This window comes from Stenotrophomonas sp. STEN022 (assembly GCF_056760155.1).
In genome coordinates this window covers 1-23877 of record NZ_JBRREG010000060.1, presented here as the reverse complement: position 1 = coordinate 23877, position 23877 = coordinate 1, and the positions used below count along the sequence as shown (strand labels likewise).

20 protein-coding genes are annotated in these 23877 nt (G+C 64.5%); 1 reads left to right on the top strand and 19 read right to left on the bottom strand.

The window, feature by feature from the left end; translation table 11 throughout:
• Positions 1–116 precede the first annotated feature (116 nt).
• Complete coding sequence (locus ACVOMF_RS13280; RefSeq protein WP_481509726.1) at positions 117–728, top strand: HutD/Ves family protein; 612 nt, start codon at positions 117–119, stop codon at positions 726–728.
• Positions 729–815: 87 nt separating this feature from the next.
• Here the strand turns inward: ACVOMF_RS13280 and ACVOMF_RS13275 are convergent, their stop codons facing one another.
• The 19 genes from ACVOMF_RS13275 to ACVOMF_RS13185 all read right to left on the bottom strand — a co-directional run bounded on the left by ACVOMF_RS13275 (position 816) and on the right by ACVOMF_RS13185 (position 23668).
• Entirely contained in the window at positions 816–2426 is a 1611-nt protein-coding gene (locus ACVOMF_RS13275; protein WP_481509725.1) for a sulfite reductase subunit alpha, read from the bottom strand.
• The gene (locus ACVOMF_RS13270; RefSeq protein ID WP_481509724.1) at positions 2423–3397 is read right to left on the bottom strand and encodes an FAD:protein FMN transferase; all 975 of its coding nucleotides are present in this window, start codon (positions 3395–3397) and stop codon (positions 2423–2425) included. The genes ACVOMF_RS13275 and ACVOMF_RS13270 overlap by 4 nt, the downstream gene beginning before the upstream one ends.
• Positions 3398–3576: 179 nt before the next feature.
• The gene (locus ACVOMF_RS13265) at positions 3577–4383 is read right to left on the bottom strand and encodes a DUF4198 domain-containing protein (protein WP_481509723.1); all 807 of its coding nucleotides are present in this window, start codon (positions 4381–4383) and stop codon (positions 3577–3579) included.
• A 25-nt stretch (positions 4384–4408) separates the two neighbouring features.
• Positions 4409–4930 carry a DUF2271 domain-containing protein gene (locus ACVOMF_RS13260; RefSeq protein ID WP_313170411.1) on the bottom strand — a complete coding sequence of 174 codons (522 nt, stop codon included), beginning with the start codon at positions 4928–4930 and terminating at the stop codon, positions 4409–4411.
• A gap of 25 nt (positions 4931–4955) precedes the next feature.
• The gene (locus ACVOMF_RS13255) at positions 4956–5600 is read right to left on the bottom strand and encodes a PepSY-associated TM helix domain-containing protein (RefSeq protein WP_481509722.1); all 645 of its coding nucleotides are present in this window, start codon (positions 5598–5600) and stop codon (positions 4956–4958) included.
• A 375-nt stretch (positions 5601–5975) separates the two neighbouring features.
• On the bottom strand, positions 5976–8390 hold the full coding sequence (locus ACVOMF_RS13250; RefSeq protein WP_481509721.1) for a TonB-dependent receptor domain-containing protein: 2415 nt from the start codon (positions 8388–8390) through the stop codon (positions 5976–5978).
• Between the two features lie 116 nt (positions 8391–8506).
• A complete protein-coding gene (locus ACVOMF_RS13245) occupies positions 8507–8920 on the bottom strand; it encodes a hypothetical protein (protein WP_481509720.1) in 414 nt (137 codons plus the stop codon).
• A 313-nt stretch (positions 8921–9233) separates the two neighbouring features.
• Complete coding sequence (locus ACVOMF_RS13240) at positions 9234–9911, bottom strand: Fe2+-dependent dioxygenase (RefSeq protein WP_481509719.1); 678 nt, start codon at positions 9909–9911, stop codon at positions 9234–9236.
• A gap of 21 nt (positions 9912–9932) precedes the next feature.
• Complete coding sequence (locus tag ACVOMF_RS13235) at positions 9933–10640, bottom strand: tetratricopeptide repeat protein (RefSeq protein WP_481509718.1); 708 nt, start codon at positions 10638–10640, stop codon at positions 9933–9935.
• A 142-nt stretch (positions 10641–10782) separates the two neighbouring features.
• Positions 10783–13074, bottom strand: coding sequence for a TonB-dependent receptor (locus tag ACVOMF_RS13230; RefSeq protein ID WP_481509717.1), 2292 nt, complete (start codon positions 13072–13074; stop codon positions 10783–10785).
• Between the two features lie 126 nt (positions 13075–13200).
• A complete protein-coding gene (locus ACVOMF_RS13225) occupies positions 13201–13641 on the bottom strand; it encodes a hypothetical protein (protein ID WP_481509716.1) in 441 nt (146 codons plus the stop codon).
• A gap of 291 nt (positions 13642–13932) precedes the next feature.
• Positions 13933–14265, bottom strand: a complete 333-nt coding sequence (locus ACVOMF_RS13220) for a non-heme iron oxygenase ferredoxin subunit (protein WP_481509715.1) — start codon at positions 14263–14265, stop codon at positions 13933–13935.
• Positions 14262–14798 carry a GNAT family N-acetyltransferase gene (locus ACVOMF_RS13215; protein WP_481509714.1) on the bottom strand — a complete coding sequence of 179 codons (537 nt, stop codon included), beginning with the start codon at positions 14796–14798 and terminating at the stop codon, positions 14262–14264. The genes ACVOMF_RS13220 and ACVOMF_RS13215 overlap by 4 nt, the downstream gene beginning before the upstream one ends.
• 60 nt (positions 14799–14858) lie before the next feature.
• On the bottom strand, positions 14859–17222 hold the full coding sequence (locus ACVOMF_RS13210; RefSeq protein ID WP_481509713.1) for an alpha/beta hydrolase family protein: 2364 nt from the start codon (positions 17220–17222) through the stop codon (positions 14859–14861).
• A gap of 477 nt (positions 17223–17699) precedes the next feature.
• Positions 17700–18827 (bottom strand): TonB family protein, encoded by a 1128-nt coding sequence (locus tag ACVOMF_RS13205; RefSeq protein WP_481509712.1) that lies wholly within the window; start codon positions 18825–18827, stop codon positions 17700–17702.
• 1 nt (position 18828) lies between these two features.
• A complete protein-coding gene (locus ACVOMF_RS13200; RefSeq protein WP_481509711.1) occupies positions 18829–19422 on the bottom strand; it encodes a biliverdin-producing heme oxygenase in 594 nt (197 codons plus the stop codon).
• 10 nt (positions 19423–19432) lie between these two features.
• A complete protein-coding gene (locus ACVOMF_RS13195) occupies positions 19433–22135 on the bottom strand; it encodes a TonB-dependent receptor (RefSeq protein ID WP_481509710.1) in 2703 nt (900 codons plus the stop codon).
• A gap of 70 nt (positions 22136–22205) precedes the next feature.
• Entirely contained in the window at positions 22206–23153 is a 948-nt protein-coding gene (locus tag ACVOMF_RS13190; protein WP_481509709.1) for a FecR family protein, read from the bottom strand.
• Positions 23150–23668, bottom strand: a complete 519-nt coding sequence (locus tag ACVOMF_RS13185) for a sigma-70 family RNA polymerase sigma factor (protein WP_481509708.1) — start codon at positions 23666–23668, stop codon at positions 23150–23152. Before ACVOMF_RS13185 ends, ACVOMF_RS13190 begins: the two co-directional genes overlap by 4 nt.
• Between the last annotated feature and the right edge of the window lie 209 nt (positions 23669–23877).

The window sequence follows — 23877 nt, the reverse complement described above, 5'->3', positions numbered from 1 at the left end:
AGGGGAGGGCTGGGGAGGGGGTGTTGTTGCTCTGCGCTGTTGGATCTGTGGCTTCGCGGCTGACGCCGCTCCCACAAAAGGAACAGCCACCCGCGCGCTGATGGCATCATTGCCAGATGCATACACTGAACTCTCCTTCCCGCGTCATCCCCTCCGCCCTCTACCAGCGCGAGCGCTGGCGCAATGGTCTGGGCTGGACGCGCGAGATCCTGCGTCTGCCGGAGCAGGGTGATTGGCAGCTGCGTTTGTCGATCGCGGAGATCGAACAGGACGCGGCCTTCTCCGCCTTCCCCGGTGTCGAACGTGAGCTTGTATTGCTGCAGGGCGAAGGCCTGCGCCTGCGCTTTGCCGATGGCCGTTGCGAAACCCTGTTGCCGCCATATCAGCGCCTGCGCTTCGCTGGTGAGGCAGAGCTGGTGGGCGAGCTGGTCGATGGTGTGACCCAGGACTTCAATCTGATGTGGCGGCGTGAGGCACTGCACGCCGAGCTGCTGCATCGGCCCTTGGTCGGGAACATGCTGTTCTTCACCGAGCCGCAGGCGGCGTGGGCGATCCATCTATTGGCCGGGCAGGCCGAGTTTGAAGGTGGTGTGCTGCCGGCAATGTCGGCGGGCGATACCGCGTGGTTGGCTGCCGGTGAACGGCAGCGCTATACGCTTAGCGGCGGCGGGGAGTTGTTGGCGATACGGGTGACGCCTGCGGTGCCGGCTGTTGTGGGAGCGGCGTAAGCCGCGAAGCCACAGAACCAGCAGCACGGAGCATTACCCCTCCCCAACCCTCCCCTTTGCACTGCGTGCAAAAGGGAGGGGGCAGAGCTAGTAGACGTCGCGGCGATAGCGCCCTGCGATGCGCAACGCCTGATGCGCTTCGGCACCAATCACGTCGATGATCACCTTGTCCACGGCCGGAGCCATGCCTTGCAGGCTGCCGCAGACCAGGATGGTGGCGCCGTCGTCCAGCCATTGCCGTAGCAGCTCGCCATGCGCGGCCAGCGCGTCCTGCACGTAGTGGAACTGGCCGTCATCGCGGCTGAAAACGCTGTCCAGTCGTTCGATTCCACCCTCGCGCTGCCACTGCTGCAGCTCGTTGCCGAAATGGAAATCGTGGGCCGCATTGCGCTCGCCGAACAGCAGCCAGTTGCGTCGCGCGCCGGCATCGATGCGTGCGCGTAGGTGCGCACGCAGGCCGGCGATGCCAGTGCCGTTGCCGATCAGGATCAGCGGGGCATCACCGCGCGGCGGATGGAAATTGCTGTTGCTGCGCAGGCGCAGATCAATGCTGTCGCCGATCTGTGTGTAGTCACACAGCCAACCACTGGCCAGGCCGGGTGTGCCGTCCGGGCGCAGCTGCCGGCGCAGCATCAGCTGCAGGCTGCCTTCGCCTGGCATCGAGGCAATCGAGTATTCGCGGTGCGGCAGTGGCTTGAGGCTGGCGGCAAGTGCATTGGCGTCGCGGCTATCGGCGCCGTCGGGCAGATAGGAGCGGGCCAGGACATCTGCCAGTGTGCGGCCGTCGGCCAGCACGGTGGCGGCATCGAAACGGTTTGCCTGCAGCCACTGCACCACCGCAGCGGCAGACTGGCGTGGGCCGATCTCGGCAATATCACCGGCCTGCCAGGTCGGCAGCTTTCCATCCGCGGGCTGCAGCTGCAGGTGGAAGACCTTGCCGCCGATGCTGCCGGGGTTGAGTACTTCGCGCCTGCGCAGCAACCAGGATTGATAGGCTGGCGCACTCCAGTCGGTTGCATTGGCTGCTTCGCCGCCAAGTTGGCCCAGCAGCTGCTGCCAATGGCGCAACGCATCGGCATCGGCGTTGTCCACTTCCACCGTATCGAACAGCGGCTGTGCGCCGTGCGTGCGCAGCCACTCATCGAGTTGATGGCCGAATGCGCAGTAGTGCTCATAGGTCTTGTCGCCCAGCGCCAGTACGGCGTATTGCAGCTGCGGAAGCTTCAAGGGCTGCGGCATTACCCGGCTCAGGAAGGCGAGTGCATGGTCGGGCGGATCGCCTTCGCCGGTGGTGGCAGCGATGAACAAGGCCTGGCGGCTGCTGGCCAGCAGGGCCGCATCGACCTGGTCGATGGCGCGTAGCCGGGTCTTGTGGCCCGCAGCGCGCAGAAGCGCGGCGGTGCGCTGTGCCAATTGTTGGGCAAAGCCGGTCTGACTGGACCAGACCACCAGGATCGGCGGTTCCTTGCTGTCACCGCCATCGTCATCGCGTTGGCGGGTACACCACCAGAGTGCGAAGCAGGCCGCCGCATAGATCGCCAACGCTGCCACTGCCATCCACCACTGCGGTGCCAATGGCGCGGCCGGCCACCAGCTCTCGCCCAGATGCAGGCGCAGCAGCAGCAGGGCGATCAGCAGCAGGCCCAGGCCGACGGCGAGATTTCCGAGCAGTGCACGCGTGGAGCGGTTGGAATTCATTGCGTGCTGGCGTCCAGGTAACGCTGGAAGATGGGGGTCATGGTTTCGATCAGACCGTTGCTGCCGCGGGTGATGAAGCGTGCAGCCAAGTCGTGGTCATTGGCAAAGGCCAGACCTTCTTCGACGCCCATCACCGTGAGCGCGGTGGCCCAGGCGTCGGCGCGCATCGCGTCGCGGGCAATGACCGTGACGGCTGCGGCAGCGCGGTTGACCGGGGCGTGGCTGCGTGGGTCCAGGGTGTGGCTGTAGGAGACGCCATCGCGTTCGAACTGGTGCCAGCGGTCGCCGGAGGTGGCAACCGCCAGATCATCGAGCGCCAGCACGCGTGGCGGATACTCGGCGCCGGCGTCTTCTTCCGGTGCGGATTCAACCAGCACGCGCCAGGGCTGGCCGTCGGGCTTCAAACCGTAGCCATGCAGTTCGCCGCCGACTTCGACCAGCGCGGCGGTGATGCCGATACGGCGCAGCCAGGCGCTGACCAGATCCACGCCGTAACCCTTGGCGATGGCTGACAGGTCCAGCTGCAGACCGCCGGGTTGAAAGGCGCTCTGTGTCTGCGGATCCAACTGCAGCTTGTGCCAGCCGCAGCCTGCTGCAACCTCGGTCAGGCGCGCGGGATCGGGCACCGTCTGTGCGCCGGCATCGGCACCAAAGCCCCATAGGGCGACCAAGGGCCCGATGCTGGGATCGAAGGCGCCAGCGCTGCGTTCTGCGATGTCGCGCGCGGTACTCAGCACGGTCCAGAAATCATCTGGCAGCACATGCCAGCTGTTGGCGGCGGCGCGGTTGTAGCGGCTGATGTTCGAGTCGGCTTCCCAGGTGCTCATCTGCGCGACCACGCGGTCGAGCTCGGCCTGGATGCCGGCATGCAGCGGATGCAGGTCACGGCTGCGTGCAACCACCAGCTTGACGCTCCAGCTGGTGCCCATGGTGTGGCCGCCAAGGGCGGCGATGTCGGAGTTGGAGGACATCGGTATCAGAAAAGCCAGCTGGGGCAGGTGTTTCTTCTCCTGTTTACGGGAGAAGGTGCCCCGAAGGGGCGGATGAGGGGAAGCTTTTGCCTTTTCTGGCCGGCAGCCAATTTCATTGATGCTGCTTCGGCTTTGCCCTCACCCCAACCCCTCTCCCGGAGGGAGAGGGGCTTTGAGCTTTACTGCGGCAGCACTTCCAGCGTGCCTACGTAGCTCAGGCGGCGGACGCTGGCTTGCGGGATCGAGGTCTTGTTGTCCTCGGTGCCGGTTTCCAGCCAGTACATGCCAGCCTGCGGCCAGGTCACCGAGAACTCGCCGTTGGCGTCGGTGGTGACCTTGATCTCTTCCTGGGCGTTGCGGTAGCGGGTGCCGCCACGGGTGATCTCGACTTCCAGGCCAGCGTGCGGCTTGCCATCGACCAGCAGCTTGAACTTGGCCTGCTCGCCGGCGAACAGATCGTTCGGGTGGCCTACCGCAACCAGCTCCATTCCCTTGCCGGTCGGCTTGAGCGCGGTGTCGTTCGGCTTGCCGTTGGTGACGAAGGTCTCGATGCGGCCGGCGGTCTCGGAGACCTTCAGGTCCTTGGCGTCCTTCGGCACTTCGGTGGCAAAGGTGGCGGCGTTACCGCGCCAGCGCTTGGGCTTGCCGTCTTCCTGCCAGTTGGCCGACAGGCCGGCATTGACGGTGGCCAGGCGGTAGGTGCCCTGCTGGGTCAGTTCGACGTCGAACACGCTGCGGTACTTGCCGGTGGCGGCATTCTGCGGCTGCACGGTGCTGCCGTCCGGTGCGGTGATCACCAGGTTGTCCAGACGCAACGGCACGTGGTTGAAGTAGAACAGGTCGTTGGACACGGCCGCGTCCACGGTGATCCACGGGTTGGTACCGGCAATCACGGTCTGTGACGGCTGCAGCCAGGCCTTGTGGGCGGCGGCGGAGAACGGCAGTACGGCGGCGATGGTGGCAGCAAGCAGGAGGGAACGCTTCATCGGTTGGCTCCGTTGGTAATGGGGATCAGGGCTTGACGGCGAGGGTGACGGTGCCGAGTTCGGAGGTGCCCTGGGCACGGCCGTTCTGCGCGGCACGGGCCGGCCAGGTGAAGGGGATCTTGACCAGTTCGCGGCCGCCGACTTCGCGTGCGGCTTCCACCACCAGCGAGTACTGGCCGGCGGGCAGGGCGCGCAGCTGCGGCTGGCGGTCGCTGAAGCTGAGCTGGTGCTTGCCGACCGGGCGGGTCGGGCCGGTGACGCCATCGACCGGCACCTGCAGGGTGCGGCCGCTCTTGCGCCACCACTGGCGCAGGTCCGGCAGCCACTTGGTGCCATGGCCTTCGGCGGTGTCCTTGAGCTGGTACCAGACCGACAGGTTGGCGGCGACCTGTTGGTCGGCACCTTCGATCCACACCGCGACATACGGGCGGTGGTACTCGGCCACGTTGAGCTTGGGCACTTCGACGTTGACGTCGAGGCTGGCGGCGTAGGCGGCAGGAGCGGTGGCGATCAGGCCACTCAGGGCGATGGTCAGGGTGACGCGCATGGTGCGACTCCGGAGAGAAAGACGGTCAATGGATGAGGAGCAGGGCGATCAGCAACGGGATCAGCAAACCCAGGCCAACCAGCGGCCAGGTCATGCGCCGCTGCCGCGCATGCAGGTGCAACAGGAACAGGCCGGTGATGCAGAACACCAGGCAGGCCACCGCGAACACGTCGAGGAACCAGCCCCAGCCCGGGCCCGCATTGCGGCCCTTGTGCAGGTCATTGAAGTACGAGACCCAGCCGCGACGGGTTTTTTCAAACTCCACCGCGCCGGTTTCGCGGTCGATGCTCAGCCAGGCATCACTGCCGGGGCCGGGCATGGACAGATAGATTTCTTCCGGTGACCACTCGGCCTCGCGGCTGCCGATGGACACTTCCAGGTGATTGGACAGCCAGTCGGCGACGCGCGCTGGCAGCGGTGCGTTGCCGTCTTCGCGCTCGCCCAAAGCCTTGAGCACGGGAGCAGGCAATTCCAGCTGCAGGTTCTGCACCTGTGGCTTGGCTTCGATCTTGGACGCGTGGTTCAAGGTGATGCCGGTCAGGGAGAACAACAGCATGCCGATCAGGCAGACTGCCGAGCTGATCCAGTGCCACTGGTGCAAGGTGCGCAACCAAAAGCCACGGCTGGCCTGTTGTTGCACGGTGCTGGCGGTGCTGCGGTCTGCGGACACGGGGATCGGGATTATTGAAGGACGACGATTAGAGCACTAATGAGAATGATTCGCAATTTGTGCGATGCATTGCCCCCTCCCTTTGCCGGAGGCAAGGGGAGGGTCGGGGCGGGGGAGCTTTTGTTCTGGCTGTTGCTCGGGTTGTTTGCTTCAAGTCAGAAGCAAGATCAAAAGCTACCCCTCCCCAACTCTCCCCTACGCTTCGCGCAAGGGAAGGGGCTGTTCTGCTTCTGCTGCTAACGCTTAAGTACATGCGGCGTTGACAGAGGGGAGTTCGGAAGCCAAAAGCTACCCCTCCCCAGCCCTCCCCTGTGCTGCGCACAAGGGAGGGGGCCGATCTCCGCTCCGCTTCGGCATTTCTGAGCGTTTCGCCAATCAGAACTTCGCGTTGAGCGACAGCCAGTAACTGCGGCGCTGTTCCTTCACCGCGTAGTCGTCAACGCAGCTGTACTCGCTGGGCGAGGTCAGCACGCAGGACTGCGAGACGAAATCCTTGTCGAACAGGTTGTTGACGCGTGCATTGACCGTCAGCCAATCGTTGAGCTTCCAGCTGCCACCCAGGTGGAAGGTGGTGTAGTCCTCGTAATAACGCACAGTCGAGCTGGTGACGCCGCCCACGTTGGAGAGCAGGGTGTCGCGGTAGCGGTCGTAGCGGCCTTCACCGATCAGGCTGAGGCTGATGGCGTCGTTGAGCTGCCAGTTCAAGCTGGCATTGGCCATGTGCTTGGCCGGGTTGCCGGCGATCGGCTGGCCCTTGGTGGCGCCGCTGGTCTGCTCGCTCTTGGTGTAGGTGTAGTTGCCGCGCAGCTGCAGGTTGTCCAGCAGGTCGACGTGGCTGGCCAGTTCAACGCCGCGGGTCTCGGCCTTGTCCAGGTTCACGCTCTGGCTGAAAACGCTGTACCCAAGCGCCGCCCAGCCCGGGCCCACGTCAATGCAGTAGCCGCTGTTGGCAGGTGCCACTTCGCAGTTGGCGAAGCTGCCACCGCTGGCGATCTTGTCTTCGAAGCGGTTGAGGAAGGCGGTAGCATTGAAGCCCCAGTGGCCGCCGTCGTAGTACGTGGCGATCTCATAGTTGGTGCTGGTTTCCGGCTTCAGGTGCGGCGAGCCGACAAACGGGATCACGCCCTGGCCACCAAAGCCGGTGACACCCGGGAACAGCTGGTCCGGACGCGGGGTCTTGTAGCCGGTGCTGACGCCGCCCTTGACGGTCCAGGCATCGCTGGCGTTCCACACCAGGTAGGCGCGCGGGCTGACATGGCTGCCGAAGATGTTGTGGTGGTCATAGCGCAGGCCGAGCGTGGCGGTGAGCGTGTCAGTGAACGCCCAGTTGTCCTCGGCGAACACCGACCAGGTGCGGTGCTTCTGCTTGACGTTGTCGCGGTAGCCGTTGCCGTCCATGCCGAACACGCCATCGGTCATGTCGGTGTTGTTGTACTGGCCGCCCACGGTGACCTTGTGTGCGCCGAAGCTGAGGTCGAGCATGGTGTCCAGCACCATCGCGTCCAGTTCCATGGTACGCAGCGGGCGCGGCAGGAACGCCTGCAGGCGTGCGCGCTCGGCGTCATTGAGCACCGACAGGTTGCCGCTGGCCATATTGCAGTTGGCGGCCTGGCCGCGACGACGGCAGACATCGTTCCACAGGGTCTGCAGGTCGGCGCGCTCGTCCAGGGTCAACGGCAACGAGCGGCCCAGGTTGTTGCTCTGGGTGCGCGACAGGCTGGTCTGCCACGTGCCGAAGTCGTAGCGGCCCTGATGGGTCAGTGCCAGTTGGTCCAGCTCATAGCGTTGGTAAGCGGTATAGCCCACACGCGGCTGCACCACGCGGCGGGTGGTGGTGCCACCGCTGCCGTTGGGGATGGTGGCCACGCCGCTGCGCCACAGGCTTGCGGCGCTGTCCAGGGTGCCGGTCTGGCCCTTGCTGTTGTCGTACTTCTGGCGCGAGACGTCGTAGTCCAACCACAGGTCGTGGTTGTCGCTGGCCTTGAAGTTCAGGCGGATGCCACTGTTCCAGTTGGTGTTGGCCACGGCCTTGCCGCCGCCGCCAAAGCCAAGTGCGCGTTCCCACTGGCTGCCATCGGGCAGCGGCAGCGAGTCCCATTCCGGGCTTGATTCGTCGATGTCATACCAGCTGCCGCGCACGCTCATGCCGAGGCGGTCCTTGATCAGCGGGCCGCTCAGGTAGACGTCGGTGGTACGCGCATCGCCGAAGGCATCTTCCTGCTGCATGGTGAAGCCCTGTGTCACTGAGCCATGCCATTCGCTCTGGTTGCGACGGGTGATGATGTTGATCACGCCGCCCATGGCGTCGGCACCGTACAGGGTCGACATCGGCCCGCGAACAACTTCGATGCGGTCGATAGCGTCCAACGGCGGCATATAGGCGAACTGACCACCGCCGAAGTTGTTCGGGTACAGGTTGCCAACGTTGCTCTGGCGACGACCATCGATCAGTACCAGCGTGTACTCGGACGGCATGCCGCGCATGGAGATGGTGGCGCGGCCGTTCTTGTCGGTGGTTTCCATGCCGACGTCGATGCCCTCCACGTCACGCAGTGCGTCGACCAGGCTGGTGTAGGGACGCAGCGCCAGTTCCTCGCGGCTGACCACGCTGATGCTGGCCGGCGCGTCGGTGATCTTCTGCTCGAAGCCGCTGGCGGTGACGACGACCTTGTCCAGCGTGGTGGGAGCACCGCTGCCGTTGGCATGGGCGCTGGCGCTGATGGCGCCGAGTACGGCGAGGCTGAGCAGATGGCGGGAAACGGACACACGGTGACGCTGGCGCAGGGCCATGGGAATACCTCGATCAAGGAATGCAGGTTGCAGCCGTCGTCACCGCAGGCGCGTACGCGTGCAGGGACGAGCTGGAAGAAGAGAGGGGTGAAACGGAAACGACTACGTGCGGAGCGTCAGCTCAACGGTGGCGCTTGCCCGCGCTGTTGGCGTGGGCTGGCCAGTGCATGGGCAATGATCGGCGTGGATGCCGGGATGACCGTGCGGATGGGGGCAGCGTCGTCCGCTGCAGACAGCAGCTGCTGCACATCGGGCTGGGGCTGGACTGCGCGTGGTGCGCGCAGCTGAGCGACACGGCGCAGCTTGGCCGGGCTTTCTTCTTCCAGGTGGCGTTCGCCGCCTTGACGTTCTTCGGACGGCGTAGAGGCGTGGCCGTTCTGAGCCAGGCCGAGCCGGGAGAACTGGGTGCCACTCTGGCAAAGCGCAGCCAGCAGCGACAACAGCAGCAACATGCACAAAGCCAGCGGACGCAGGCTGACAGCGCCGGAAACGGCGTTGTTCTGTGCGTGCTGGCGCTGTGGTTGTTGCATGCGTATCTCCGGATTGCGGACGCGGCGAGATGGGCCGACGTTCGCGGTGCGGCATTGTAGATACGATTCGTTAACTTTTGCAAATGAGAATTGATACCAACTTGACGGATATCAAGTCCTGATCGGCATGGAGTGAAAGCCGCCGTGGTTCTGTAGCCCGGGTAAGCGTGGCGCATCCGGGATCCGGGGTCTGCCGGGTCTTCGGCCTCTCCGCCAGTTGCCCCGGGTGCGCCGCGCTTACCCGGGCTACGATCCTGATCGAGGTTCGGGCAGGTCGGAGGTCGGGGCTGAAGAAGAACTGGTGTTCCGTTACTCAGGTCTCAGCCCATTGCCGCAGCAGGTTGTGGTAGATCCCGGTCAGGCTGACCAGTGAAGGGTGCTGTGGGTAGTCCTGGGTCAGCTGCTGGATGGAGGTGTCCATTTCCCACAGCAGGCGTCGGTGGGCCTCGTCACGGATCATGCTCTGCACCCAGAAGAACGAGGCCAGGCGCGCGCCGCGCGTCACCGCCTGCACCTTGTGCAGGCTGCTGGACGGATAAACCACCAGGTCACCGGCCGGCAGCTTTACTTCGTGCTCGCCATAGGTGTCGGCGATGATCAGCTCGCCGCCTTCATATTCTTCCGGCTCGCACAGGAAAAGAGTGCAGGACACATCCGAGCGCAGCTGCTCGCCCTGGCCCAGGTTCATCACCGAACCATCGACATGAAAGCCGTAGGTGCCGCCGCCGCTGTAACGGTTGAAGCGCGGTGGCAGATATTTCAACGGCAACGCCGCGCTGAAGAAAGAGGGGTTGCTGGCCAGCGCCAGCAGCACGGTTTCGCCCAGTTCGCGACGCAGCGCGGAGTTCTCCGGCAGCTGCTCGTTGCGCTTGGCGTGGGTGCCGAGATGGCCCACGGTTTCGCGGCCGTCGGTCCAGTCGGCCACATCCAGTTTCTGGCGGAACAGGGCGACTTGTTCCGGGCTGAGTACGTTGGGGATATGCAGCAGCATGGGAGTTCCTCAGGGCCTGGCTCAGGCGACCAGTGCACGGATCTGCGGATGGGGAGAGGCGGCCAGTTCCGGCACGATATGCGCCATGAAGGCTGGACTGCCGTTGGCAAGTGCCAGCCGTAGCCAATGCACCGCCTGTTCGATCTGGCCCTGCTGCAGCAGGATGGAGGCGAGGTTGGCCTGGCCGCGGAAATCGCCGGCTTCGGCCGAACGCTGATACCAAGCCAGTGCCGCCTGCGGATCGCGTTCGATATCCAGCCCGTCTTCCAGATGCCGTGCCAGCAGGTTCATCGATTTGGCATGGCCCATGTGGGCGGCCTGGGTGTAGAGCGCCAGCGCCTTGGCCCGGTCCTGCGGCACGCCGCGCCCGGTGGCAAGCAGGTTGGCATGGTTGTACATGCCCCAGTCCAGGCCGGCTTCGGCAGCATTGCGGTACCAGACCGCAGCCAGCGTCGCGTCAGGTGCACAGCCCTGGCCCAGCTCATGGCAGCGGCCGAGCATGTTCATGGCCAGTGCGCTGCCGTTGTTGGCGGCCGTTTCGTACCAGAGCAATGCGGCTTGTTCATCGCGCGCCACGCCCTTGCCTTCGATGTAGAGCTGGGCCAGCAGCAGCTGTGCGTCCAGCTGGCCGCTAAGCGCAGCCCCACGGATCTGTGCGAACGTGCCTTGTGGGTCGTTCCGCAGTTGCCGTGCCAATGCATCGGCATCGCTTGGAAGGGAGTTGGACATGGTCCTGCCTGTGACCGACGTTGATCGGCGTTTGATTGCTGATGGTAGCTATTGCCGGGGACTGCCGTCGCCTGCCACGGCAGCGACGAAAAGCACAACGGCGGCAGGTTCGCACCTGCCGCCGTTGCTGGTCATGCCTGGATCAGAACTTGACGTTCAGTGCCAGCGTGGCTGCGCGGCCCGGGGCGATGCTCGCGTAATGCGAGGCATAGGCCTTGGTGAAGTAGATCTTGTCGGTCAGGTTCTGCACGTTCAACTGCAGGCTGATGTTGTCCTGGATGGCGTAACCGATCATGGCGTCCCAACGGGTGTAGCTCGGGATCCACTTGGTGTTGGCCGCGTCGCCGTACTGCTTGTCGACGTAGCTGGCGCCACCGCCGATGGTCAGGCCGAACGGCAGCACATAGGTGGTCCACAAGGTCGCGGCGTGTTTCGGGGTGTTCGGGAACACATTGCCGTTGTTCGGCGAGACGATGTACTTGCCTGCCGGGCAAGGCTGGCCGCGCGGCACGGTGACGCCGCAGACGAAGCCGTTGTCCTTCAGCTCGGAGTCCATGTAGGTGTAGCCGGCAGAGACGTTCCAACTGTCGGTGATCTGACCGGTGACGCCCAGCTCCAGGCCATTGATCGCCTTCTTGCCTGCGTTCTCGGTGTTGCCGGAGTCAACCGTGACACGAGCGTTGCTCATCTCGGTGTGGAAGATGGCAGCGGTCAGGTTCAGGCGCTTGTCGAGCAGGTCCCACTTGGTGCCCAACTCGTAGTTCTTGGTTTCCTGCGGCTTCAGGTTCTGGATGGCGGCGCTGATCGAGTCATTGCCTTCACCGCTGTCCATGCCCGGCGGGGTCGAGGAGGTGCCGTAGGACAGGTAGATGCTGCCATTGGCGGTCGGCTTGAATACCACGCCAGCCTGGTAGTTCAGGAAGCCGTCGCTGTTGCGCAGCACAGTCGGAGCACTGTTGACGATCGGGGTGACCTGCTCGGTGTCGTAGTCATCCCAGCGCAGGCCGAGGTTGACCAGCCACTTTTCGCTGAACTCGATGGTGTCGAACGCATACACCGACTTGGTCTTGGTGGTCTGCTCGATATCCAGGGCCTTGTTGCTGCGGGTCACCGGGTGGGTGGCCGCCCACGGATCCTTCGGGTTCGGGTTGTAGAAATCGGTGCAGTTGTAGCCGGTCGCCGCGCCGGTGGTCTTGCAGACCTGGTTGTTGCCGATCGGGTTGTTGGTGCCGGCGCCGCCGATCACGTAGCTGCCCTTGCTGCTCTTTTCTTCGCTGTACTCAACACCGGCGCTGTAGCTGTGCTTCAGGCCACCGGTCTGGAACGCACCGGTCAGGCTCAGCTGGTCGGCGAAGGTCTTGGTGTCGATCGCACGGTTGTTGGTACGACGCCACAAGGTGCCGTACAGGTTCGGGTTGTTCTTGCTGTCGTCCGGCTGGGTCCACAGGTAGTCATTGCTGGTGTTGCCCAGGCGCGCGATGTTGCGCAGCTTGTGCTCGCCGAACGAGTAGCTGGCGTCCAGGGTGCTGATGTCGGCGCGGGTACGCTGGAAGTCGCGGTCAATCAGGCCGTAGTAGTTGTTGCGGTTCGGAACCAACGGTGCGCCAACGGTGGTCTTGGTGGCCGGGTCGCCGTACGGGAAGCCGCCTGCGTCAGGCATGTCGTCGGTTTCCAGGTGGTAGTGGCTGGCGATCAGCTGCAGCGGGCCGTTCAGGCCGAACGCGATGGACGGCGCGATACCCCAACGGCTGACGTTCGCAACATCACGTCCGGCGATGTCGGACTCGTGCTTGAGCAGGTTCAAACGCGCAGCGATGCCGTCGCCGAGCACATAGTTGGCGTCCACGGTGCCGCGCGCATAGCTGTCGGTGCCAATGCCCATGCTGGCACTGGTCTCGTTCTTCAGCTTCGGGGTCTTGCTGACCAGGTTGATGCTGCCGCCGCCGGAATCACGGCCGCCGTAGGCCGAGCTCGGGCCCTTGACCACTTCCAGCTGCTCCAGGTTGAACACTTCGCGGGTCTGCGTACCAACGTCGCGCAGGCCATCGACGAACATGTTGCTCTGGCCGTCGAAGCCACGCAGGAATGGACGGTCTCCGGTGGAGTTGCCACCTTCGCCGGCACCGAAGGTGATGCCCGGAACCATTCGCAATGCGTCGACCAGGTTGGTCGCGCCGATTTCCTGGATGGTCTTCTCGGTGACCACGGCCACCGATTTCGGCGTATCCAGCAGTTCAGCGGTGAACTTCGGCGAGGACGGCGCGAACCAGCTGCCGCGTACCTGCACCTGGTCCAGATCGGTGGCCTTGTTCTTGGCCGAGTCGGCGTCACCTTCGGCAGCGAAGGCGGTCAGCGGCGAGAAGCCGGCGGCCAGGGTGGCGGTAGCGAGCATGGTGGCGCGCGGAGCGTACTTGCGGGTCTTGATGTGGGTCATGGACGGGTATATCCGGGAGAAAAAGGAACAGGTTTGCCTGGCGGGCCGATGGCACCGCGGGCGAAAGTGAAAAGCGGAGGTATCGAAGGCGACGCGCGCAGAACGCGCAGGGTCACCTGATGCTGCTTAGGCGGCGTGGGTACGCGGCGGGGCGTGGCCGGGATTGAGCAGCAGATAAGGTGCCAGCGGATAGCGCTGGGCACGTTCAACCGCGTGCTGCAGCAGTGTGTCGCTGGCGGCAGTCAGAAATACGTGGCTGGGTGTAACTGGAACAAGCTGGACCGGGCTGGACAGCATCGGCGCAGGGCGCTGCTTGCTGACGCGCGAGGTCTCACCGCCGGATTCGCTTATCGCCGTCATCTGCAGTGGTTGCTGCGGATGGCCGGGCTCAGGCGAAACCAGAATTTGCTGGAAACCTTCCATCGCCACCGGGACGGTAACCACAGCCTTGGCCTGGAGCGTGACGGCCCAGACCAGCAACATGCCGAACACCAGCATCAACCAAGGCAGGCGCCGCCGCACGGTGGCGGCAGTCAGCTTTTGAGCCTTGGTGGACGGGGAGTGCATGGGGGAAAGACGCGGGCCGTTAATTTCGCGTTATCGCGATAGATGCGCATCTTATTGAGAATTGTTTGCGTTTGCAATGCTAATGTGCCTAGGACAGCCGTGCCTTTCATGGGTACAGGTCCTCATCCGGGGGCGGTGTGGGGGTATATAGCTGTTGGCAGTCAGCCTATCGATGACAGGATTGTCAGATTTGGCTGTGCCGCGAACCGTCGCGGCGGATGCGGCTGGCGTGTTGTGCTGGAACTGGCAGAGGGGGAGCCGCTGCCGCAGCTCCCATGAAAGCGGTCTGGCTCAGTCGCGGTCGTCGCGGGACCAGATGGCGCCGTGTTCGCGCTTGACCGGGAACTTCGGCACAGCCGTATAGGCCGGGGCGCACAGCGCACGGCCGTCGCGGATGTCGAAGCGGGCACCGTGCAGGATGCATTCGATGCTGCCTTCGTCCGGGTCCAAGGTGCCGGAGGACAGCTCGAACTCCTCGTGCGTGCACTGGTCTTCCAGCGCATACAACTCGCCGTCCAGGTTGAATACGACGATCGGTGAGCCGGTGACTTCGTCGAAGCCAGTCTTCAGTTCGCCCGGCAGCAGTTCTTCGCTGGCACAGATGAAGGTCCAGGTCTCGCTCATGCGGCGGCCCCGAGCAGCTTTTCCAGGATCTCGAACTGCAGGTCATCGCGTTTGGGGATGCCGAAGCGTTCATCGCCATACGGGAACGGCTTTTTGATGCCGGTGCGCACGTAGCCGCGGCGTTCGTAGAACGCAATCAGTTCATCGCGGCAGTCGATCACCGTCATCTGCATGCTCGGCAGCTGCCATTGCTCGGCCACGTGCTGTTCCGCGCGCTGCATCAACTGCTTGCCGATGCCACCGCCTTGGGCAGTAGGGCTGACCGAGAACATGCCGAAGTAGCCGTGGCCGTTCTCGTCGGCAACGTGGCAGCAGGCCTGCAGCTGGCCATCCTGTTCAGCAAGCAGGATCACGCTGCGTGGACGGTCGAGATCGCCCTGGATGCCGGCCGCGTCGATGCGCTGGCCATCAAGGATGTCGGCTTCGGTGGTCCAGCCGACGCGCGAGGCGTCGCCACGGTAGGCAGAGGTGACCAGGTCGATCAGGGCCGGGATATCGGCGGCTGTGGCGTTGCGGAAGGTAAGTGCGTCCATGCCCACATTCTAGTCCCGGCGTCTGCAGCCGAACAGTTCAGCCGCTTCTGCCGGGGGGAACTACTGTCTGGTGGACTGGTCCAGGAACTCGCCAACGCGCTTCCACAACGCGGTGCGGTTGGCCGGGTCGACCACCCCATGGCCTTCCTCATCAAAATACAGTTCGACCGGTGGCCGCCCGGCCAGGCGCAACATGCGTGAAATGCGTCGGCTGTGCTCGAAGTCCACGCGTTGGTCCTCCCTGCCATGGGCAAGCATCACCGGAATGGACAGCTCGGTATAGCGATAGAGTGGGGAGGTGTCGCGAATCACGGCGGCATCCTCGTTCGGGTTGCCCATCATTTTCTCGGCCAATTGCCGGCCCTTCTCGCTGCGTGCGGTATCACTGGCGGTGAAGAACAACGCGCGGTCGCTGATGCCCGCGATGGAAACCGCACAACGGAAACGCTGCGGCCAACGGACGGCGGAGACCAACGCCGAGTAACCGCCGTAGCTGCTGCCGACCACGCACATCCGTGAGGCATCAAGCGGGTAGCTGGCCAGCGCAACATTGATTGCCGCATCGATGTCGTCTTCGATGCGCGTGCCGTAGTTGCGGTGCCCCGCTTCACGGAAGGCGCGTCCATAGCCTTCCGAGCCACGGAAGTTGACGCGCAGCACGGCATAGCCGCGGGAGGCGAGGAACTGCACTTCAGGATCGAAGTGCAGGCTGTCGGCAACGCCGATTGGGCCGCCATGGGGCAGAACTACCAGCGGGCGCGGCTGTTGCCCTGGCGGCAGGGTAAGGAACGCCTCTACGTCCAGGCCATCGGTGGATTTGAATTTCAGTACCTGGGTGGGCGCGAAAGTACGGTCCGCCAACCATGGGTAGGATTGCGCCAGCAATGAGGCGCGGTTCTGGCGCGTGTCCAAGTGGTATAGCTGCGAGGGTGCGTCGGCACCGTCGACCTCCACGACCATGCTGCTGCCGTCACGGCTGCGCCCGACCAGTTGCACGGCCTGGCCCGGGAAAGCGTTGCCCAGCTGCCTGCCAATGCGGGCATCGTTGTCCTGGAAATAATCCGAGAGCAATTGGCCATCACGATAGAACTCGACGCCGATGGGGTTGCGCTTGTCGTCGAAGATCGCCGCTTGCACGTCGGTGCCCTGCTGCGAATACAGGGTGCGTGTGATCGAACGTGTGGCCACGTCATATTCGACAAGATCCCGCTGGCTGCGCTTCTCGTCGGTCAGCGCGTAGATCCTGCTGGCATCCGCGGAGATCGCGATCGGGTCGAAGTCGAGCTCGTCCGACAGCACCATGACATCGCGGAATCCATCTGCTTGGCGCTGTACCAGCACATAGTCTTCGCCGCGCTGGACAATGCCCAGACGCAGCTCGCCGGCGCCATCGGCAAACCACCAGGTGTCATCGTTGATGCCTGTGTTCAGGCGGGTGCGCATCAGCGGGCGGAAGTCCTCGACGGCTATCTGGCTGGCGGCATGGAGTGGGTGGACCATCAACCTGCCATCGCGCGCCCTGCTTGCGAACAGGATGTAGCCGGGCTTGCCGGGCAACAGATCCAATACCTTGCCTTCGCCAGGAACCATATAGCTGGCATAGCGCGGTTTGCCGTCGGCAGCGGTAGTGATATGCAGCACGGAGACCCGGTTCAAGCCGTTGGACAGGCGCACCGAGGTGAGCAGTGTTTCATCGTCGGCCCAGCGGAATGAGGCCAGCGGCATGTCGCTGCTTCCCAGCCGGGTCTGGATGCTGGACTTGAGGTCGATGATGTCCACCGCCCAATGCTTGTCGTCCTGGCGCACCTGCATGGCGAACAAGGTGCCTGCAGGGTTGAGGCTGGAGGCCAGTATCTGTGGGTCCTGCCAATAGGGGTCAATCGCAGGCTTGTCCTTGTCCTTGTCCTTGTCCTTGTCCGTTGCGGGCTTCTTGGCTGCCGCTGCCGCTGCCGTCTCGACCTCGGCCGGGAAGGTCCTGGCTCCAGCCTGTTCCTTGTAAAAGGCCGGGAATGGGTCCGAGTAGTGGCCGGCATAGGTGAAAGCAAAGCGTGCATACAACGCAGGATGGGTGCGCTGCAGCCAGTCCATCGCTGCCAGGCTGCGGTTGGAGCGATGAACGTCGGCACGCCACATCGAAGTGGGACGGAACACCAGGTCGCCCGGATAAACAATGGTGCCGGCATCGACCTGGAACGCCAGCTCTTCTTCATCCTTGAGCAGGTAGCGAAAGCCATTGAAGGGCTGCAGCTCACGCCACACATAGCGTCCAGCGCTGGCGACATAAAGACGGTAGTTGTGGCCGGCCTGCAGGCGCGACATGACACCATCGCCCCAAACTTTGCCATCGCGATTCAGGCGAACCGAATCCAGCTCGATATTGGTGTCCACGGCGGCCAGAATCAGTGCTTCACCAGGTTTGAGCACGGGGATTTCACCGGGTTTCACTGGATCAATAGCGGCCCAGCTGGCCGCGGGCCAGCACAGGCAGGCGAGTAGCAGCCAAAGGCCAGCTCGTGACAATGACAAGGTGCGTCCGTGCTTCATTCCAACCCCCGTTTTCGGCTTGCAAGGCTGGCATGGCATGCAGCTGGAGACAAGTGTTGTAGGGAGGTCTGCTTGAGCCAGAGATGTGCTCCCTACGTGTCGGCAAAACGGATGAAGAAGGTCTGTTTGCATGCCACTGGCGTGAGACCTGATTGAAGGGATTTGGGAAGGGCGGAGCTTTTGGCGGTTGGACTTTCGGTTTCGCGGCGTATGCCATTCCTACCAGCGCAAGGCTGGTTGTAGTGCCGAGCCATGCTCGGCAGAGGTATCAGCGATGGAAAGGATGCAATGCAACGGACGCTCTACGAGCTTCGCGGCTTACGCCGCTCCCACAAATGCGGGCTTCGCGGGGGCCCCTCAGCGGATGAAGAACTCCACCGGGAACGACAGTTCCAGCGGCGCCTTGCGTGCTTCTGGCACCGCCGGCAATGGTGCTGCGCGGCGGAATGTATCCAGTGCGGCCTGATCGAGCATGGCCGAACCGGAGGTCTGCTCCAACGCCAACGACAGCACCGAGCCATCACGGGCGAGGCTGACGCGGATGTGGGCGACGCCTTGTTCGCGGCGCGCGCGCGCCGCATTTGGATAGCGGCGATGCCGCTCCAGCTTTGCCATCACGCGGCCTTCCCAGCTGTCCTTGCCGGGGTTTGCTGCGCTTGGCCCGGGTGGCAGCGGCGGGGTCAGCGGTGCGGCGGCGACCGAAGCTTCCTGTTGTTGCGGGGCCAACGCCTGCTGCACCGGCTGTGGTGGCGCGGGCGGTGGAACCACCCAGTTGGCGTCGGCGCGCGGTGGCGACAGCGGCAGCGGGCGCGGCGGTTCCGGCTTCTGTTTCTCCGCCGAGGCCGCAGCGGAAGGAGTTGGCGCGACGATCTCCTCCAGCGGCTGCTCCGGTGCACGTGGCGGCAACATCACCAGTTGCGTGCGCTCGGCCGGCTCCATCAATGGAGGATCGATTGATGGCGCCCGGCTCCACAGCAACAACGCGAACAGACCGATGTGCAGCAACACGGTGACGGTTGCAGCGATCGAGCGGATACCGCGCTCTTCCGATTCCGGGGACGGGACGTCGGCCACGCCGCGCGGCAACGGCCGGGTCAGCAGATACAGCGCACAGCCACCCATGCCGGCCGCAACCGCCAGCCATAGCAGCGGCGACGGGTGCGCGAAATACCAGAACATGGCAAAGCCCAGCGCCATGCCACCGCAGGCAAACGCTTTGGCGCGCTTGGACATCGCACCCTGCTCACGCCACAGCCGCAATGGCGGGCCGAACTGCGGGTGCTGCAGCAACCAGCGTTCGAAGCGCGGCGAGGAGCGGCCGAAGCAGGCGGCGGCCAGGATCATGAAAATGGTGGTGGGCATCACCGGCAGCAATGCGCCGATGATGCCCAGTGCCACCATCAACATGCCCAGCAGCAGATAGCCCACGCGCACGGCGCGGTTGCGCCGTGGCGGGGCTGGAGCGGTGCTCAGCGTTGCTTCCATCTCAGTCGGCAAAGGCCTGCTCGACATAGCCATGCACGCGCTGGAACGCCGCGGTGGCACCGGCCACCATGCGCTGCTCCTGCTCGGCATCCAGCGCGTTGCCATCCAGTGCTTCGGTGAAACGCCGCCAATGACGCGCGCGGCCATCCGGGTGTCCGGCCAGGTGGCGGGCGCCGTGGTTGGCATCCAGGCCGATCTTCGCTGCCAGCTTGAACAGGATGGCAGCGCCGAGATTCGAGCCTTCGACGACGTACAGCCAACCCAGCGCGGTGGCCGGGTCGATGTCGCTGTCCAGGGCTGCGTGATCATCGGCAGGCAGGGCTTCACCCAGATCGAGCAGGTCCTGCTGCAGTTCCTGCAAGCGCTGGCGCTCTGCCAGATCCGGCAACAAGCCCTGCAGCGCCGGCAGCGAATACAGCACTGCCAGGTCGCGATGGAAACGGTATTGCACGCGCAGGAAGCGCCGGTAGTTCTCAAGCGAGGCGAAGGGTTCGCCGCGCATGATGCGTTGGTCAAGACGATCATGCGTGCCGTGGGTGGCGGCTTTCAAACGTTGGCTGCGGCTGATTTCCAGCAGCATGGGGGAAGCGGACATATGCGGTTCCTCAGAAGTTGACGGTGAAGCCCATGCGCACGGTGCGACCCGGCGAGGGCATCAGGCCCAACGTCATCGCGTCCATGTAGTAACGGTCGGTGAGGTTGTCCACGCTCAGGTCGAGTGCGATGTGGTCGTTGATACGGTAGTTGGCGAACACGTCGACCAGCACGTAGGAGCCCCAATCCACTACCGGAATGATGCTGCTGGCACGCGGCAGGGTCGGGCGGTTGCCGGTGTAGCTGATCCGGCCACCGGCGGTCAGGCGCTGGTCCAGCTGATGCGTACCCAGCGTCAGTGCACCGGAGGCGCGCGGCGGGACATGGTTGCTGGCATAGCTGTCGGTGACGCCGCCCGGATAGCAGGCTGCTGACCTGGTCGGATAGGCGCGGTCGCTGTGGCAGAAGTTGGTATGGGTGTAATAGCTGCCGGACAGCTCAGTGAAGAAGCGCGGCGTGCGGTACTCGGCGGTGATTTCGTAGCCCTTGAAGTCTGCGTTGTCGATATTCTCGATTACTGGTGCCGACACCCAGCCCTGCAATTGCACGGTGGTGCGGGTCAGGTAATCCTTCACGTGGTTGTCGAAGTACGCCAGCTTCAGGCGTGCCTGGTCACCCTCGGCGAACAGGCCGTCGCGTAGCAGGTTGATGCCGTACTCGCGGTTCTTGGCGTGCTCCGGGCGCAGATCCATTGCAAACATGCTGGGAACCGGGCCGGAGCTGGTCTCGAACAGCCCGGGCATGCGCAGCGCTTCTGCATAACGGGCATAGACCTGCACGCCCTCGAAGGGGGTGAAGGTGATCGCCGCGATCGGTGCATTGCCGCTGGCCTTGTTCTGCAGATGGACGTCGGTATAGGTGATGGGGCGGCTCTGCGACGGTACCCGGGTGACTTCGCGGTCATAGCTCTTGTAGCGGGTGTGGCGTACCGCGGCGTCGAGCTTCAACCAATCGGTCGGTACCCACTCGGCGCTGGCGAACAGGCTGCTTTCCTCGCGCTTGGCGTTGTTGCTGCTGAAGCTCTGCTTGGCACTGATCGGATGCACGTCTTCCTTGCCGTGGGTGAAGCCGTACTGCAAAGCGACGTCGCCCCAGGCGGTGATGAAGCGCGAGGTGTTGGTGGCGTCGATTCCCCAGCGCTCGGCCTGGCGGTAGGTGGTCTCGATATAGGTGTACTCAGGCGGCAGTGTCGGGAACGAGTAGACGTTGCGGATGGTGTTGTCCAGGGCGGTACGCCAGGCGTTGGCCTTGAAGTCGATCAGCTCGTTGGCCGGCTGCCAGCGGTAGCGCGCGGTCCAGGTGTCGGCATCGACATCGCTGAGTGCGGATTGCAGCGCGCCCTCGCCACGCAGGATGGCCGATGGCATCAGCTCGCCGTAGCGGCTCTGGTACTTCATGCGGCCCACTTCCAGCGCCTGGTCGGGGCTGGGCTTCCAGGTTGCCTTGAACAACCAGGACTGGTTGTCGACGGAGGTGTTGAGTACTTCTTCGCCGGCACGGAAGCGGTTGAGGCCGCTGAAGCTGACGTTGGTGTAGTCGGTCCACCAGCCGAAGATGTTGGTGACGCGCTCGTTGCTGAAGATCGGCTGCGGCGCGTCCGGACCGCCTTCGCCGGCGAAATAGTTGCCGGTCTTGCGGCGCGCGAACACGCCCACCACTTCAAAGTGCTCCCAGCGTTTGGCGGCGGCGATGCTGCCGCTGCCGCCGGTCGGCTTGCCGGTGGATGGACGGTCCATGCCGGTGTCATCGGCAAATTCGGTTGGCAGGGGTTTGGGGTTGCAGATCTCACCGCCACCGCAGTCGGTGACGAAGCGACCGCCATTGCGCAGGCCACCGGTGGTGAAGGCCGGTGGCGGGGACGTTGAGTTGTCGCTGAAACCGCCCTTCAGGCGGATGCCCCAATCCTTGTCGCCGGTGATGATGTCCTCGGCGTTCAAGGTGCGCATGCTGACCACGCCGCCGATGGCGCCGACGCCTTCGGCACCGTCGGTCGGGCCCTTCTGGATGTCGATGCCTCCGATCATGTCCGGGTCGATATAGCTGCGCCCGGCCACGCCGGCATAGCCGCGGTAGACGGTGACTTGCTGCTGGCTGCCGTCGATCAGCACCGGCACGCGGTTGAAGCCCTGCATGCCGCGGATGTTCAGATCGAGCGCGCCGGAGTTGCGGTTGTCGCCGTTGATGACGCCGGCCACGCCCTTGAAGATGTCGCCAGCCTGGGTGCCGCGCGAACGCTCGATCTGCTGCAGTGACAGGTGCGTGCCGGACTGCGGGGATGTGTAAGGCGTGTCGGCTGGGTTGCGGCTGTCATCGCCCAGCTGGGTTCGGTTTCCCTGGTCACCCAGCACCCGCAGCGTGCCGATGCGTTCCACGCCATTGGCCGGCGCGCGCTGCACGGTCAGCGCGCCGCTGGCGGTGGTGGCCAGCTGCAGGCCGCTGCCCTGCAGCGCCTGGGCGGCGGCCTGTTCGACCGAGTACTGGCCATTCACTGCCCTGGCCTGCTTGCCCTGCAGCAGGGCCGGGTCCACTGACAAGGTGCGGCCGGCGCTGGCGGCGATGCGGTTGAGGCTGGCGCCTAGCGGGCCGGCGGCGATCTGGTAGTCGAGCACTGCCGCATCAGCGGCTGCGGCTTGCGCGTGGGCCAGTGGAACGGCACAGGCCAGCGACAAGGCCAGGGCAAGGCAGGAAGGGCGAAGCAAGGGGGAGGCGGACATCGATACGGCTTCCGAAAGAGGGTTTCGGATAGGGATGTGTATCGAAGGCGAGAAACCGGACACGCTCACGCTATTTTTTTTCGATCAGGGTGACCGGGCCATAGGAACGGATCAGCAAGGGCAGGGTTTCGGCCAGCGCGGCGAGCGTGCGATCGCTGTCATCCAGCGCGAACACGCCTTGCACGCGCAGCGCGGCGGCCTCTGGCGACACCCGCAGGAAGCCGCTGCGGTAAGCGCGCAGACGTTCCACCAGATCCTGCAGCGGCGCGTTGTCGAGGCTGACCCGGCCGTGCAGCCAATCGGTCAGTTGCGGCGGATTGCTGCCGAGTGCGGTGATGCCACTGGCGTCGATGCGGGCACTTTCTCCGGCGAGCAGGCGCAGGCTGTGGCCGTACTCGTTCTCGATCAGTACGTGATCGCTGAGTGCGGCAACCTGGGTGGATGCTTCGTAGCGTTCCACCATGAACCTGCCGCGCAGCAGGCTGAGCTTGGCATGCAGGCTGTGCAGCAGCAGGGGGCGAGGATCGGCGGCGATGTCCAGCAATGCACGCCCACACCGCAGCCACAGTTGGCGCTGGCTGGCGCCGAAGTCCAGGTCCATCGCGCTGCGCGCATCCAGCGTGAGCGTGCTGCCGTCATCCACTGCAAAGCGGCGGCGTTGCCCGGTGGCGGTGCGCAGGTCGGCGCTGAGTTCGCGCAGCGGGAACTTGCGGTCGGCCAGCAGCGCAGCGCCGCCAGCGATGAATGCAAAGGCTGCCAGCGAGCGCAGTGCGACACGCCGCGACGGCCGCAGCAGCAGTTCGCGCGCCTGTTGATCCTGGCCGGGGTGACGCTGGGCAACCTCGCGCAGGCGCTGGAAGCGTCCCTGGATCTCCTGCAACTGCTGCCAGGTCTGGCGATGTTCGGCCGAGGCGTCGAGCCAGCGCTGCAGCTGCTGTTCGCTGTCCGCACCGGCACTGCCGGATTGCAACAGCACCATCCAGTCGATGGCGGCGTCCATCGCCGCTTGCCCGCTCATGGAGCCAGACCCGTGTGCTGCAGGTCGTGCAGGCAGCAGCTCCAGGCTTGGCGCAGGTAGCGACCGACCGTGCGTACCGATACGCCGAGCTGTTGTGCGATCTGCTCGTGGCCCATGCCGTCGAGCTGACTGTAGAGGAAGGCCGCGCGCGCCGGTGCCGGCAGCGACTGCATGCTGCGGTCGACCAGCAGCACGGTCTCCAGCAGCACTGCACGCTCCTCGGGCGAGGGCGAAAACGCTTCAGGACTGTGCCGCAACTGCTCCAGCCAGGCCTGTTCCAGATCACGGCGCCGACGCAGGTGGAACAGCAGGCGCTTGGCAATGGTGGTCAGGAACGCCCGCGGCTCATCGATGCTGGTCAGCGGCGTGCGCGAGGCTGCGACCTGGCTGAAGGTCTCGGCGGTGAGGTCTTCGGCATCCCAGCGGCAACGCATCTGCCGGCACAGCCGTGCCAGCAACCAGTGGTGGTGGTCGCGGAACAAAGTGGCGAGGAGGGAGGATGACGCGGGGCTCATCGTTTGTGCAAATGCGAATTGTTCGCATTATTGCATGTGTGGCGGGCGCTGTGCAGCGTGGATGTTCTGGTGGGTTGTGGGGGGGGGGGGAAGCCCCCCGCGGGCACATAGTTAGAAACCGGGGTGAAACAGACCAGACCCCGCCCCCGCCCCCCCGGGGGGGGGCCCCCCCCCCACACAACCCCAAAACAGGGGCCGGAGGAGGTGGG